Here is a 12930-nt window from a genome sequence, read left to right as displayed (position 1 = left end):
TGCTCGCTGGAGCCGGACGCGGTCGTACCTGGTCAGCCCCCGCTGGGCGGGGCCCAGTGCCTTCCTCATCGGCACACCGTAGGCCCCGCCGCGCTATTGTGTCAGGAACTTTTGCCTACCTACTTAGCAGGTGCGAGCGACCGTTCCAGACCACCGCCCGCCGTGCAGGCCATTTCACCTGACGCTGCTCGAGGGGAATCCCCGGCTGGTGGAGTACGTCAAGCGCCACACCCAGCGTCCGGCCGTAAGGAAGGCCGTCTCGGCCTGAGCCGCGGCGGCGTGAGGAGCAGGCCGGCTCTGGTGCTCCACCTCACCGAACGGCACCGGCGGCGTTGGGCACAGTTGCCCGTCCCGGGTCCGACGACACGAACGCACGGATCTCCGGGATCATCTGCTCCGCGGTGTCCTCGAAGAAGAAGTGGTTCGCATTGGGGAACTCGATCGTCTTGTGGTTCGGGAAGGTCTTTTCGAACCGCTCGAGATCGGCCCGGGGAAACCCAAGGTCCTGGAGCGCCCAGAAGATGAGCGCCTTCTTGTCGGCCAGGCGAGACAGGCCAGCTTCGACCTCCGCGAAGTACTCGGTCGCGGCGGTGATCTGCCCCGGGTAGAACGCCGCGATGCCGCGACGCTCCAGTGGAAGAAAGGGTCGCAGGTAGACATCGAGGACATTGGAAGGGAACTCGCGCACGACTCCGTTCTTGAGCCCGAACGCGGCGAAGCCGTTGAAGTTCACCTGCACGAACTCGCCGACGGGTCCGCCCGCGATGACCGAGAATTTGCCGCGCGGTACGCTCGTGTTTGTCGGCCATGCCCACGTGCTCCCAAGAACCACGCGGCGCACGAGTTCCGGACGGCGCCCAGCGAATCCGAGACCGATGGGCCCACCCCAGTCCTGCATGACCAACGTCACGTCGCGAAGCCCCAGGCGCTCGACGAATTCCTCGACGACGAGGCTCTCCTCGCGAGGAGTAAAGCCAAAACCGGGGGGTGCCTCGGACAAGCCGAAGCCAGGGTAGTCGAGCGCGATGCAGCGGTACGAGCCCCGAAGCCCGCGAATGAGGTCGCGCCACTGGAACGACCACGCCGGGTTGCCGTGCAAGAAGAGAAGTGTCTCCCCCTCACCTTCATCCACGTAGTGGACGCGAGCTCCACTCGGGAGATCGACGAACTTGTGGTCGGCGTCGAACATCGCGCGAGGGATCTCGAACGCAAGACCCTGCGGGCCGCGCGGGGCGGCGCGTTCACTCGAGAGCGCCCCAACGACACCGATGATTTCAAGCACGCCGAAGGCAACGATCGCGAAGGTGCCTACGCGCGAGCGTCGCGGGCGATCGACGAAGCGCGGGATGAGCAAGACCAACGCAACACTGGCACCAAGCAGGGCTGGGAAGGCCGCGGCAGCGAGGCCAGGAGGTCCGGCTACCGCCATCCCAACAAGGACGACCAGCGCGAGCCCGACGAGCGCTGCCGCCAAAGTCACGCGAGGGCGAGCGGAACGCTCGGCGAGGACGCGGTACAGAAATGCCGACGCGACCGCGACGGCAACGCATACGGGCGTGACGACCGCGTAGCGAAGCGCCGGGAAGAACGCGATGCCGCGAGCGTGCGGCGTTGCGAGGACGGCGATCGTGGCCAGCACCACGACGGAAACGGAGGCGGCCCACCCGGACCAGAGCGCGCGGAGAATCGCTGCGCGCGACCACGGAGCCGCCTTCGTGGCGGAGGGAGTTGCGGAAAAGGCAGACATGGATTGCTCCTTGGCGTAACGAAGTCGCGCTCAGCGGAACGCGTTGACGTTGTCGTGTGCCCACTGTTGGAAGGTCCGGGCCGGAACACCCGTGAGCAGCTCCACGGTGGAGAGGGGGCCTGGACTTTCGAGGCCGCACACGCCCGGAATCATCAACTTCGCGGACACCTCGTCCGGCGCCTGCCGTGCGAGCTGCTCGAGCGCCCGCGGGTCATCCTGTTCCACGAACGAGGGCTCGCGGCCCATCGCCGCTCCGATGGCCCGGACCTTGTCTTGCGGCGTCAGGCCCTGCGGCCCCGTCAGCGGGTAGATCGCCCCCTCGTGACCATCTTCCGTAAGCACCCGGAACGCGACCGAGGCGATGTCGGCGGGATGGATGGCAGGAGACGGCAGGCCGGACGTGAGCACGCGCACGATCCCCTCGGCACGGATCGCGGGCGCCCAGGCCAGCACGTTCGAGGCGAACTCCCACGGCCGCAAGAGGGTCCAGGCGAGGCCGCTGTCCCGGACGATCTGCTCACCCTGCAAGCTGCTCCGGCCCGGGAACGAGTCCGGATGAGTCTGCGCCAGCAGGGATGACACCAGCACGACCCGTTTCACGCCCGCGCGGCGCGCCAGGCCCACGACGGCGGCCAGGTCCACGCGGTTGGCCACATCTCCGGCGGTCATCAGCAGGAACAACGCGCTGGCCCCCGAAAACGCATTCTCGAGCGACTCCGGCTTCGTCAGATCGCCCTCGGCGACCTCGACCCCCACCGGCACGGCCGCCCGCTTCGCGTCGCGAGTCACGGCCCGCGCTGCGACTCCAGCCTCCTTGAGCTGCTTCAACAGTGCGCTTCCAACGCTTCCGGTTGCTCCGGTCACAACGATCATCGCTCGCTCCCTCTTGCCGCCGATGCCGGCACGTCCTTCCTTGTTTGTGCCCCATGTCTAGGCCCGTGAATTTGGACGTTCCATGTGCAATCCTCTGATTTTCTGGTTCGATCGTCTGATCGGGAGGAACGGATGGACGTTCTGGCGGAATCGCTGCGCAGCCTTCAGCTGAAGACCGAGGTCTATGGCCGGCTGGAGCTGAGCGCGCCGTGGGGGCTCAAGCTCGACCTCGGACATCCGGGATTCTTCCATGCGATCTCTCGCGGAGGCTGTTGGCTGGAGATCGAGGGAAAGCGCATCGCACTGGCCGCGGGCGACTGGGTCTTCATCCTGGGTGGCACGCCCCATGTCTTGAGGGACTCACCCAAGACACGCCCGTATCCCCTGCCGGAGATCTACGCGGCCCACGGCGGCAGCTGCGGAGGCGTCCTGCGCTACGGCGGGGACGGGACGCAGACGACGCTCATCTCCTTCAGCTTCGGGTTCAAGGGGACGTGGCTCAACCCCGTGCTCGCGGGCCTGCCTCGGGTGCTGCACGTCAAGGGAGATGGGATCGTCTCGTCGCGTTGGGTGGAATCCACCGTCCAACTCGTCGCAGCGGAGATGGAGGCGGGACGGCCCGGGCACGAGATCGTCGCCACCCGGCTGGCCGACGTCTTGTTCATCCACGCGCTGCGGACCTACGTCGAAACGCTACCCGAGGACCAGGGCGGATGGCTTCGAGCGCTGGAGCACCCTCAACTGGGACCAGTCCTTCAGCAGTTGCACGAGAGGCCCAAGCATCCGTGGACGGTGGAAGCCATGGCGAAGGTCGCCAGCATGTCGCGCTCGATGTTCGCGGCCCGCTTCCAAAGCGTCATTGGAGAGAGCCCCCTGAACTACCTCACGCGCTGGCGGATGCACACGGCCATGCAGATGATGACGGAGAGCGATGAATCCATGACCGCCATCGCTGAGGCCGTGGGTTACGAAACCGACAGCGCCTTCGGCAAGGCCTTCAAACGGCACGTCGGCAAGACCCCCGGAGCGTACCGTCGTCAACTCCGCCACAAACCCAGCCCGGCGAGCCAGAACGCATAGGAGGGCCGGCCTCCGTGAGTACTGCGGACCGGCACGGAGCGGGGAAGCTACCGGGCGGCAGCGGGCCCGGGCTGGGGTTTACCGCGTCCCCAGCGCAGCACCACACCAAGCCAGATGCCGATGACCAGGCCCGCCAGATGGGCAGCCCAGGCGACCCCTTCCACATCGAGGAGCATCATCAAGAGCTGGAATCCGGATTCCATCACGGCGAAGGCCCAGATCGGCACCTGGATCACCATGCGAATCACCACCCTGGCCCTGGGCTGGAGGACGAAACAGGCCCCCATCACCACGGCCACACCGGCGCTCGAGCCGGCCGTCAGCGTGGGGTGCGTGCTCAGGAGTCCGTCCACCGCGGTCGCCACGGCTCCGCCCAGTACGAACGCGCCCAACATCATCGGCCGTGACATCTTCTGCTCCACGCCGTCTCCGAACGCGATGAGGAAGTAGACGTTCCCGAGCAGGTGCAGCCAACCGAAGTGAACCAGGTTCGCGGTGAGGGCGGCGAGCACGCTCGGCTCGTCGCTATGGAAGCCCATCTCGGAAAGGAAGGAAGGATCCCCACGGCCGTAGAGAAAGATGGCGACCAGCACCACCGCGAGCGCCCAGGTCAGGACCGGCGTCCGTCCGCCCTCGGTCCGAGTCACCACCGGCAACCCGAGCATCGCCAGGGTGGTATGCACTGGCGAGAGCGACGGCCCGGTCTCGGGCACCACCGCGAGCTCGCGGGCAAGCTCCTGGCGCTCCTTCTCCGGCATGCTGGCGACGACGGACCGCCGCGCCTCGCGCTTGGAGAGCATCTGGAGTGTGCGTCGGTCCTGCCGATCGGCCCAGTAGAGCTCGCATGCCGTGCAGTGCTCGAGCCAGGCCTCGAGCCTGGCCATCCGAAGGGGCGCCATGACGGCGCCGCACCCGGGGCACAGCCGGGTACGGGTGAACGCGCCGCTCGTCTCGCGCGTCTCCACTCCCAGTTGCTCGCGGACACCCGGTGCGGCCTTTTCGAGCTCCGCGAGGGAGAGACAGCTACCACCGCACCCGGGGCAGGAGAGCTCGGCGCCTCTGGCGACCAGGGGCTTGCCGTCGTCGGGACAATGACTCATTGCCCGGAGAATCCATCCGGATGGAGCGCTGAACAAGTCGGAATCGCGGTCCAGCCCCGCCGCTTCATCCTCATGCCCTGTCCGATATCGCTCCCGTGCCGTGGCGTCCTCGTGCGACGTTCGTGGCGATGAGCATTGTTGATCGAGTGTCCGCTTCCATCACGAAGCATCCCGGGTTGTACCGTGTTCCGCTCGTGCTGGTGGCACTGGCCGACATGGCCTGCGGCATCTGGCTGTTCCGAGTGGGACGCAGGACGTTGACGTCAGGCTTGTCCGAAAATCCCTTGGAGCTCGGGGCTGCCATGATCGAGGCCTTCCTGGGCCTGTCCACGTGTGCGATGGGGCTCGCAGCGCTCTGGTGGACCTGGCGTGCCGGAAACTCCACCCTGAAGTCCTTCCCGCGGCGCCTTCTCACCACCACCCTCCTCTTCATCGTCACGGGCTGCCTGCCGTTGGCATTGACGGCCTGGCTCGTGCTGTGAGCCGGGTGCCACCAAGGGCTCCATGGACTACTCGGCGCCGCGCTGACGCGGATTCCAATCAGGCTGAAGAGACAGGGATGTGACGGCGCGTCAGATGGGTCTGGTATATGGGCTGCCTCCCTTCGTTGTATCCCCCCCAGAAGGAGTCCCCAGATGCGTCGTATCGGCCAAGCCGTTCTTGCCGTGAGTCTGTTCGCCGGTTGTGGTGGTAGTGAACTCGAGCCGTCCTCCAAGTCCATCGAGCAGCAGCAGGCGCCGCTCACCACCACGAACATGGACGTGGCCCCGGAGTGTCAGGGCATCCTCACCTTCGTGAATACGGCGTCGTTCCAGAAGCTGGACGCGTACCTGCCGAGCAACGTCGCCACCAACCTCGTCAACCGGCGCGCGTCGTCGCCGTTCGTGTCGCTGGCGGACATCTCCTCGGTCCCGCTGGTCGGCCCGGCCCGTCTCGAGCAGCTCGCGGGCGGTGCCCGGACCGAGGGTTTCATCGGCTCCAGCTGCGTCGGCATCCTGGACGGCCTCGCGGTCTCCACCGATGACGCCGCCGCCATCGTGTCGCTGGTGAACACCATCGCCGACTCCGAGCTGCATGACGTCCTGCCGGACGCGTGGAATGGCGCCGTGAACCTCCTCAACCAGCGCCCGTTCACGTCGGTCCAGGCCATCTCCAATGTCGCGGGGATTGGCGATGTGAGCCTCCGGAACATCCGGAACTCGGCCACGCTGAGCCGGCCCCTCGAGGCACTCATCACCGCGGTGAACGCGGTGCCGCAGGGTGGTACCTACGGCGCGAGCATGGCCCGCCACTTCGACTGGTGGCAGGTCGTGACGGGCAACGGCAGCTACCACGGCTCGCTGGAGTGCTTCGGGCTCGAGCCGAGCAGCGTCCCGTCTGGCGCGACCGTCCGGCCGTACCCGGCCGACGCCGCCGAGGTGCGCGCCGAGATCGTGAGCACGGTGTCCACCGCCAACCGGAACAATCAGATCTCCAGCAGCGTGATCTCCGCCGGCCTGGCGAACCTCGACGCGCTGAGCGCGGGGCGCTCGTTCAAGGGGTGCTACTTCAGCTACGCGAATGACCCCTGGAGCGGGCACAACGCCGCCATCTTCGTTGACACCGTGAACGGCTTCAGCGTGATGACCGATACCTACTGGGCCGAGTGAGCTCACCGCGCTCCGGGGCGAGGTGACCTCCCTCCCCCGGAGTCCGGTGGTCTCGTCAGTGGGTGAGGCTCTCCAGGTCGAGCTCGCTCGGCGCCGCGGCGATCGAGCCGGCATCGGCTCGGAGCATCCTGGCCCGAGCCGTCGTCTGCCGAGCTTCCCGTGCGTGCCTACCGTGTTCACAGGCAATGCCGCACAGGAGGAAGGCATGGTCCAGGCGAGCTGGCGTCGTGTTCTCGTGGGAATTTCCGGAGCGGTCCTGTTGGGACTGGGAGGTTGTAGCTCGACCCGCTCCAGCGCGAGGGTGAACGAGGAGTGGTTGGCGCGCGTCCCCGAGGCGCAGTTGGAGGGCGTGAGGCAGGCGCAGCTCGTCCAGAAGAAGGCCACCGACGAGGTGACACGCGCCAAGGTGGCCATCCAGGACGCGAAGCACGCACAGGAGATCGCCCGTCGCAACGAGGAGGCGGCGCGTGCCCACAAGAAGGCGAGCGAGGTCGCGATGGCGGGGGCCCGTTCCAAGGGGCAGAGCACGGACATCGCCCAGGCGCAGGAGTATGTGCGAAGAGCGGACCAGGAGTCCTCCGTGGCCCAGGCCGAGGTCGGCTTCCGCGATCAGGCGGTGTCGACCCTGGAAGCACTCGAGCGGATGAGGGCTCGCGAGCTGGCGGTGGCCGACGCGGAGCTTGCCCAACAGCAGTACCTGGCCCTTCAGCGCAGTGGTGATCTCCGGGCGCAGCAGCTCTCTGGCGCGGACTTCGCCAAGGCGGTCGCGGATGCGAAAAGCAAGGCCGCTGAAGCCCAGCGGGAAGTGGACGCCCATCTCCAGAAGGAGCGGCTGGCCCAGGCCCAGTGGCAGCAGCTGCGCGACCAGACCCAGGGCTACGGAGGCAGCGGGACTCAGGGGCCATCGTCCGTGCCCCAAGGCCCCGTCAAGTAGCCCGCCCCACCTGCCGGGCCCGGTTGGTCAGCGTCACCCCGGCGAGAGCCAGCACGCCGCCCACCACCATCGAGACCAGGACTGGTTCGCCGAGAATGGCCGCGGCGAACACGACGCCGAACCCCGGCACCAGGTTGTTGAAGATGGCGGTGCGCGACGGTCCGATCGCCTTGACGCCTTCGTTGTACCAGACGAAGCCGAGCACGGTCCCGAAGACACCCAGGTAGGCCATCGATAGCCACACCTGCCAGGTGAACCTGGACCCGTCGAGCGAGGGGAACTCGAGCGCCGCGCCGCACGCGAGGAACGCCAGTCCCCACATGCCCGAGTACGTGGTGGCGGCAATGGGCGTCAGACCCCTGAGCGCGAAGCGCCCGATGATGGTGTAGGCCGCCCAGCAGGAGATGCCGCAGAGCATCAGGAGCTCGCCCAGGCCGATCGACTGGCTGAGGTCGTGCAGCGCGGCCACCGGGTCACCCCGCGTGATCACCACCGCCGCGCCGAGGAAGGCGATCGCGATGCCCAGCCACCTGGAGGCACTCAGGCGCTCACGCAGCACCACGGCCGAGGCCAGGGCGGTGACAATGGGGTTCAGCGCGATGAACAGCGCCGTACGCCCCGCCGGCATGCGTGAGAGCGCGCCGAAGAAACACACGTTGTAGAGGAAGATGCCGGTCAGGCCGAGGCCGGCGGTGGCGAACAACTGGGAACGGGTGAGGCGCGGCAGGCCACCCTCCAGCCTCCACGCGAGCACCAGCAGCAGCGCGACCGCGATGGCGAAGCGTCCGGTTGCCGCCGTCATCAGCGGAACCGCCTGCGCGAGGATGCGCCCGGCGATGAAGGTTCCGCCCCAGAAGACGGCCACGAAGACCAGCTTGACGTAGACCCACGGACGGACCGGCAGCGCGAGTAGAGGTTGCTCCAGCGGGAGCATCGACTTCATGGAGGGCGACGAGGAAGGGGTCATGGCAGGTCCCTGGTGCGGTTCGCGGGCATCTCGTGACGTCCGGACCTGCACATATTGAAGGTCATGGCACTTCATGGAAAAATGAGTAAATGCTCATGAGCCGCATGAACCGGTGGGAGGCATGACCTTCACCCAGCTCGAGATCTTCTCCCTGGTAGTGGAGCTGCGCGGCTTCACCGCGGCCGCGCTGCAACTGTCGATCAGCCAGTCGGCGGTATCGCATGCGATCAAATCGCTGGAACAGGAGCTGGGCGTCGACCTGCTCGAGCGCAACAAGGCCAGCGTGGAGGTCACCGAGATCGGCCGCCAGCTGCTGACGCGCGCGCGCGAAATCATCGGCCTGGCGGAGGCGATGCGTCAGGAGGTCGCGGACGCACGCGGCCTCAAGCGCGGCTCCTTGCGCATCGGCTCATTCGGCCCGACGTCGTCGCTGAGGCTGCTACCGGCGATTCTCGACGCCTATACCCGGGCCTATCCCGACATCGAGGTGAGGGTCGACGAGAGCGACGATGCCGAGGTCGTGCAGTGGCTGCAGGAGCGGCGCGTCGACGTCGGCTTCGTGGTGCTGCCGGACGAGCGCTTCGACACGGTCGAGCTGGTGGAGGACCAAATGATGGCGCTGGTGCCGCGCGGCAACACGCTGGCGAAGAAGTCCGCGGTGCCGCTGGACAGCCTGTGCGACGCACCGTTCATCATGAGCGGAGCCGGTTGCGGTCCCCTGATCGAACCACTGTTCGCGTCGGCACAGCTGGCCCCCCGGGTACGCTACCGGGTGGCCCAGGTGATGACGATGCTCGGGATGGTCGAGCGCGGGGACGGCGTCGCGGTGGTCGCCGAGCTCGCCCTGCCGAGCAACGTCGCCACCACGCACCCGGGCCTGGCGGCGATTCCGTTGCGGCCGGCGGTGAAGCGCCGCGTGGGATTGGCGACACACGACCTGCGGCAGGCCACCCCGGCGGCACGTGCCCTGCTGGAGGTCGCCCGGGAAGTCAGCCGGCGGAATACGTTCCGGTAGGAGGTGCCAGCCTCCCTCACGCGGCAGTCCACCCGCCGCCCCACCCTTGCTCGTGCCAACTGTTGGCGCAGGACACCTCGGGTCGCGGGGCGGACTCCACGGTTGGGTCTGACCGATCCCCGCGTGTTATCTCTCGCTGGAGCGGCGTCACGCCACCGGAGGAGGAACTCGGATTGGACATCAGGTTTCTGTCTCCTACAACCGTCACGCCGCACTCGCCTGACGAGCTTGCCGCCCTGCTCGGCCGCGACGACGGGTTGGTCTGGGTGGACATTCCCACCTGGGATGCAGAAGCGGAGCGGGTCCTGACCGATGTGTTCAAGCTCCACCCGTTGGCCGTTCGTGACTGCCGGGAGCGCAACACGGTTCCCAAGGTGCACGTGTATGCCGACCACGTGTTCGTCGTCCTGCATGCTCCCGAGTTGGGAGCGAGGGGACATGTGCACTACGTCGAGCTCGACCAGTTCATCGGCCGCAACTATCTCATCACCGTCCACGGTCCGCTGAACCCGGCAGTCAGCCCCGACGCCGCCATGATCGAGGTCCGGGCCGTGCTGGCGCGCATCGAATCGGGCCGTCTGCGCCCGACCTCCCCGCAGCGGCTGTCGCACGCCATCGTCTCCGCGCTGACGGCCCGGCTGCGCAACCACACGGCGGCGCTCACCCGTGAAGTCTGGTCGCTGGAGCAGCGGGTCACGGCGGGGCAGCTCGAAGATCCCGAGGAGTTCCTCGAAGAGATGTTCAGGACCCGCCACGGCCTGCTGAGCGCCCGAACGATGTGCGCGCTCAGCCGGGAAGTCTACGGGCGGATGGCCACCATCGCGGTCTTCCGTGACACGGGCCAGTCGTATGTCGAGGACATCGTCGATCAGTTCGATCGCCTGCGCGCCATGGCCGACGCGCAGAAGGATTATCTCCAGGGAACCATCGAGTTCTACCAGGCGCGCACCAACACCAAGATGACCATCGCCGCCGAACGGCTGACCGTCATCGCCGCGATCACCCTGCCGATCACCGCCTTGTCGTCGATCCTCGGGATGAATGTCATCGTCAGCGAGCGCTCCCATTTCGGATTCCTGATGATGGCGCTGGCGGTCATGCTGGCGATGTCCACCGCCCTGCTCGTCTGGGTCAGGCGCAAAGGATGGTGGTAGCGTCACAGGGAGGTGGCGGGCAGCTCCGCGGCCTCGGCGGCGCCCCAGAACCACTCGACACGGGCCCGGCGCCGTCCCTCGGTGAGCCACTCCTCGAAGAGCACGTCCCGGACCTGTTCACGAGTGGCCTCGTCGAACCGGGCGGGGAGGAAGCGCAACACGCGCACCAGCTCGTAGCCCTTGCCGCTGGGAACGGGCTCCGAGAGCCGCCCCGGCTCGGTCGAGAAGAGGCGCTCGGCCTGTTCGGGCTCGAGCTCCCCCCGCCGCAGCGTGGCGAACAGCTCGCCCGAGCCGCCCCGCTCCAGGAAGTCCACCTGGGCGACCTCGAGGAACCGCTCGGGGGTCTCGATCAGCCGCTCGTACAGCCGCCAGGCCTCGTCCCTGTCGGAGACCCGCAGCCGGGCGACCTGGACGCGCTCGAAATCGGCGCGGTGACGCTGGAACCAGTCCTCCTCGCGGCCCGCGGCCACCTTGCGCCGCAGCTTCTCGCGCGCCACGTCCTCGCGCAGGTGCTGCTCGAGCTGCACCTGGGTGGTGCCGTGTTCGGCCATCCAGTGCTCGACCTGCTCCACGCTGAAGAGCCGCCGCTTGCGCCGGAAGTCGAGCAACGCCCCGGCGAGCTCCTCGTCCGTCACCACCAGCCCGCTGTCGCGGATCTCCTGGTCGATGAGGCTCATGTTGATGAGGTGCCGGCCGAGGTGCAGCGTGCTCCAGGCATGGTCCAGCGAGGTGATGACCTGGGTGATGAACACCGGATCGTCGTTGACGCGCAGGACGAGCGACTCGTTGACGCGTTGGAGCCCTCGGGCCGGCCAGGGAATCTCCTCGTCCGCGCAGTAGCTCAGCGAGTACGTACCCGCCTCGCCGGCGACGAGGATGTCGTAGTGGACCGTGCCGCCGTAGGTCTCCTGCTCCCAGACCATGTTCATCCAGTGGGCCGGGTAGCGCGCCTTCAGCGCCTGGAAGGACTCCTGGGTCTCCTCGGGGGGCAGGCGCTGCTCGCGCCACTTCGTCAGCACCGCGAGCGCATCGCGAACGGCTTCGGACAGGGACTCAGTCATGGACAGGCCTCCAGGGGGACGTGCGGGAGCGGGGTGGGGGCGTGGCCAGCGGGGTTCAGGAGCGTGTCGCAGATGGCCTCGGCGATGGGCAGGCCGATCTCGTCTTCGATCCACATCCACTGGCCGTTGGGGTTGATCTCCAGGAAGACGTAGCGGTCGTCGGGGGTGACGATCATGTCGATGGCGCCGAAGCGCAGCCCCAGCCGAGACACCAGCTCCAGACACGCACGGCGGATGGGATCCGGCAGACGGTGCACGCGGTACGGGGTGTGCCCCCAGTCATAGTGACGCCAGTCGAGCTGGGTGCGCCGGGTGGCCTGGGAGTGGATCTCCGCGGCGAGCACCTGGTCGCCCACCACGGTGATGCGCAATTCGAAGCGCTTGGGAATCCGAGCCTGGAACAGCATGGGGCTGTGACGCAGGCGCCGCGCATAGCCCACGTCGCGGGTGGTGACGGCCTGGGTGAAACGCATCAGCGCGCCGCCGGTGCGCTGGCTGGCGGCCATGACGGTGCTGGGGAACTTGTCGATGAGCCGTCCACCGTGCTCGCGGTAGAAGGCCAGGAACTCGTCGGGGTCACTGGTGATGAGCGTGGGCGGAATCCCGAGCCCGAGCGCGGTGGCCAGTTGGAGCTGGAGTTGCTTGTTGTCGGCGCGCCGGATGGAGTGGATGGGCCCGGGCAGCCAGGGGATGTCCAGCGCGTTCCAGGTGTCCTGGACGAGGCGGAAGCACTCTTCCTCGGCGTAGTGCCTGAGCAGGGGATCCGGAATGCGGTCCGAGGTGAGGGGCTTGCCCGGCCGGCGCAGCCAGCCCGCGGTGCATGCGGTCAGGTCGAGCCTCTCGCCGCCCCGCTTCAACCAGACGTGCTTGCGGCCTCCGCGGTATTCGAGCGACAGCGACGCGGTGCTGGGAAATTCGCTCCAGTCGAAACGGCAGATGCGGGCACCGCGCTGTCGCAGCCTGGCCTCGACGAGGTTGGCGTGCAGGTCCTTGGGTTCGGTCAGGATGAGGATCATGGCGTGTTGGGGGGACGGATGCGGCGGAGGCCTCCGCCCGGCGGACATGTGCCATCGGTCCGGAGCGGGCGGAGACCTCTCTACGCCGCCTGTGCATCGGCCGCCTGGTCTGCGTCCTGGCGGCCCAGCGGGAGTGCCGCAAGCGCGGGCTTACTCGTCGCAGTCACCACAGGTGGAGCAGGTGCCACCCTGGGTCGCCATTCCGCCCGCGACGACCTTCAGCTCAACTTCGCTGAGCTCCCGCTCGCCCAGCTTCTTGTGGGTCTGCTCGATGTCGGTCATCTGCAGGCGGGCGCGCTGATTCTTCTTCATGACGTTGTCCTCGTGTGGATGG

General features: G+C 67.5%; 13 protein-coding genes. 6 read left to right on the top strand and 7 right to left on the bottom strand.

Annotation, left to right across the window (positions count from 1 at the left end; genetic code table 11):
• Positions 1 to 310 precede the first annotated feature (310 nt).
• Together DAT35_RS52035 and DAT35_RS52030 are read right to left on the bottom strand one after the other, a co-directional pair.
• Positions 311 to 1747, bottom strand: a complete 1437-nt coding sequence (locus tag DAT35_RS52035; RefSeq protein ID WP_108076944.1) for an alpha/beta fold hydrolase — start codon at positions 1745 to 1747, stop codon at positions 311 to 313.
• 30 nt (positions 1748 to 1777) lie between these two features.
• Positions 1778 to 2620 (bottom strand): SDR family oxidoreductase, encoded by an 843-nt coding sequence (locus DAT35_RS52030; RefSeq protein ID WP_108076943.1) that lies wholly within the window; start codon positions 2618 to 2620, stop codon positions 1778 to 1780.
• A gap of 132 nt (positions 2621 to 2752) precedes the next feature.
• Here DAT35_RS52030 and DAT35_RS52025 point away from each other — a divergent pair, with 132 nt between their 5' ends.
• Positions 2753 to 3700: an AraC family transcriptional regulator gene (locus DAT35_RS52025; RefSeq protein ID WP_108076942.1), complete on the top strand. Its 948-nt coding sequence runs from the start codon at positions 2753 to 2755 to the stop codon at positions 3698 to 3700.
• 47 nt (positions 3701 to 3747) lie between these two features.
• Here the strand turns inward: DAT35_RS52025 and DAT35_RS52020 are convergent, their stop codons facing one another.
• On the bottom strand, positions 3748 to 4800 hold the full coding sequence (locus DAT35_RS52020) for a rhomboid family intramembrane serine protease (protein WP_108076941.1): 1053 nt from the start codon (positions 4798 to 4800) through the stop codon (positions 3748 to 3750).
• A gap of 146 nt (positions 4801 to 4946) precedes the next feature.
• Between DAT35_RS52020 and DAT35_RS52015 the strand changes: the two genes are divergently transcribed.
• The 3 genes from DAT35_RS52015 (at position 4947) to DAT35_RS52005 (ending at position 7383) form a co-directional block, all read left to right on the top strand.
• The gene (locus DAT35_RS52015; RefSeq protein WP_146210229.1) at positions 4947 to 5282 is read left to right on the top strand and encodes a hypothetical protein; all 336 of its coding nucleotides are present in this window, start codon (positions 4947 to 4949) and stop codon (positions 5280 to 5282) included.
• Positions 5283 to 5435: 153 nt separating this feature from the next.
• Complete coding sequence (locus tag DAT35_RS52010; RefSeq protein ID WP_108076939.1) at positions 5436 to 6449, top strand: hypothetical protein; 1014 nt, start codon at positions 5436 to 5438, stop codon at positions 6447 to 6449.
• Positions 6450 to 6654: 205 nt separating this feature from the next.
• Positions 6655 to 7383, top strand: a complete 729-nt coding sequence (locus tag DAT35_RS52005; RefSeq protein ID WP_108076938.1) for a hypothetical protein — start codon at positions 6655 to 6657, stop codon at positions 7381 to 7383.
• On the opposite strand, the gene DAT35_RS52000 is transcribed toward DAT35_RS52005, so the two are convergent.
• Complete coding sequence (locus DAT35_RS52000; protein WP_199243262.1) at positions 7376 to 8326, bottom strand: DMT family transporter; 951 nt, start codon at positions 8324 to 8326, stop codon at positions 7376 to 7378. The two genes, DAT35_RS52005 and DAT35_RS52000, sit on opposite strands and share 8 nt — an antisense overlap.
• A gap of 145 nt (positions 8327 to 8471) precedes the next feature.
• On the opposite strand from DAT35_RS52000, the gene DAT35_RS51995 reads away from it, so the two are divergent.
• On the top strand, positions 8472 to 9365 hold the full coding sequence (locus DAT35_RS51995; RefSeq protein ID WP_108076957.1) for a LysR family transcriptional regulator: 894 nt from the start codon (positions 8472 to 8474) through the stop codon (positions 9363 to 9365).
• A 173-nt stretch (positions 9366 to 9538) separates the two neighbouring features.
• Positions 9539 to 10519 carry a magnesium transporter CorA family protein gene (locus tag DAT35_RS51990; RefSeq protein WP_108076936.1) on the top strand — a complete coding sequence of 327 codons (981 nt, stop codon included), beginning with the start codon at positions 9539 to 9541 and terminating at the stop codon, positions 10517 to 10519.
• A 2-nt stretch (positions 10520 to 10521) separates the two neighbouring features.
• Here DAT35_RS51990 and DAT35_RS51985 read toward each other — a convergent pair whose 3' ends face one another.
• From DAT35_RS51985 to DAT35_RS59570, 3 genes are all read right to left on the bottom strand, one after another.
• The gene (locus DAT35_RS51985; protein ID WP_108076935.1) at positions 10522 to 11580 is read right to left on the bottom strand and encodes a TIGR04500 family putative peptide maturation system protein; all 1059 of its coding nucleotides are present in this window, start codon (positions 11578 to 11580) and stop codon (positions 10522 to 10524) included.
• Positions 11577 to 12596, bottom strand: coding sequence for an MvdC/MvdD family ATP grasp protein (locus DAT35_RS51980; RefSeq protein WP_108076934.1), 1020 nt, complete (start codon positions 12594 to 12596; stop codon positions 11577 to 11579). Before DAT35_RS51980 ends, DAT35_RS51985 begins: the two co-directional genes overlap by 4 nt.
• Positions 12597 to 12746: 150 nt before the next feature.
• A complete protein-coding gene (locus DAT35_RS59570) occupies positions 12747 to 12908 on the bottom strand; it encodes a hypothetical protein (protein ID WP_158502243.1) in 162 nt (53 codons plus the stop codon).
• Positions 12909 to 12930: the final 22 nt, after the last annotated feature.

It is taken from the genome of Vitiosangium sp. GDMCC 1.1324 (assembly GCF_003044305.1).
In the GTDB taxonomy this organism is placed as follows: Bacteria; Myxococcota; Myxococcia; order Myxococcales; family Myxococcaceae; genus Archangium.
Note: the sequence above shows the minus strand (reverse complement) of the source record. Positions and strands in the feature narration are given on the sequence as shown.

Excerpts from the sequence above, each read along its gene's own strand:
- DAT35_RS52035 (WP_108076944.1), bottom strand. The coding sequence starts at position 1,747 with ATGTCTGCCTTTTCCGCAACTCCCTCCGCCACGAAGGCGGCTCCGTGG.
- DAT35_RS52030 (WP_108076943.1), bottom strand. The coding sequence starts at position 2,620 with ATGATCGTTGTGACCGGAGCAACCGGAAGCGTTGGAAGCGCACTGTTG.
- DAT35_RS52025 (WP_108076942.1), top strand. The coding sequence starts at position 2,753 with ATGGACGTTCTGGCGGAATCGCTGCGCAGCCTTCAGCTGAAGACCGAG.
- DAT35_RS52020 (WP_108076941.1), bottom strand. The coding sequence starts at position 4,800 with ATGAGTCATTGTCCCGACGACGGCAAGCCCCTGGTCGCCAGAGGCGCC.
- DAT35_RS52010 (WP_108076939.1), top strand. The coding sequence starts at position 5,436 with ATGCGTCGTATCGGCCAAGCCGTTCTTGCCGTGAGTCTGTTCGCCGGT.
- DAT35_RS52005 (WP_108076938.1), top strand. The coding sequence starts at position 6,655 with ATGGTCCAGGCGAGCTGGCGTCGTGTTCTCGTGGGAATTTCCGGAGCG.
- DAT35_RS52000 (WP_199243262.1), bottom strand. The coding sequence starts at position 8,326 with ATGAAGTCGATGCTCCCGCTGGAGCAACCTCTACTCGCGCTGCCGGTC.
- DAT35_RS51995 (WP_108076957.1), top strand. The coding sequence starts at position 8,472 with ATGACCTTCACCCAGCTCGAGATCTTCTCCCTGGTAGTGGAGCTGCGC.
- DAT35_RS51985 (WP_108076935.1), bottom strand. The coding sequence starts at position 11,580 with ATGACTGAGTCCCTGTCCGAAGCCGTTCGCGATGCGCTCGCGGTGCTG.
- DAT35_RS51980 (WP_108076934.1), bottom strand. The coding sequence starts at position 12,596 with ATGATCCTCATCCTGACCGAACCCAAGGACCTGCACGCCAACCTCGTC.
- DAT35_RS59570 (WP_158502243.1), bottom strand. The coding sequence starts at position 12,908 with ATGAAGAAGAATCAGCGCGCCCGCCTGCAGATGACCGACATCGAGCAG.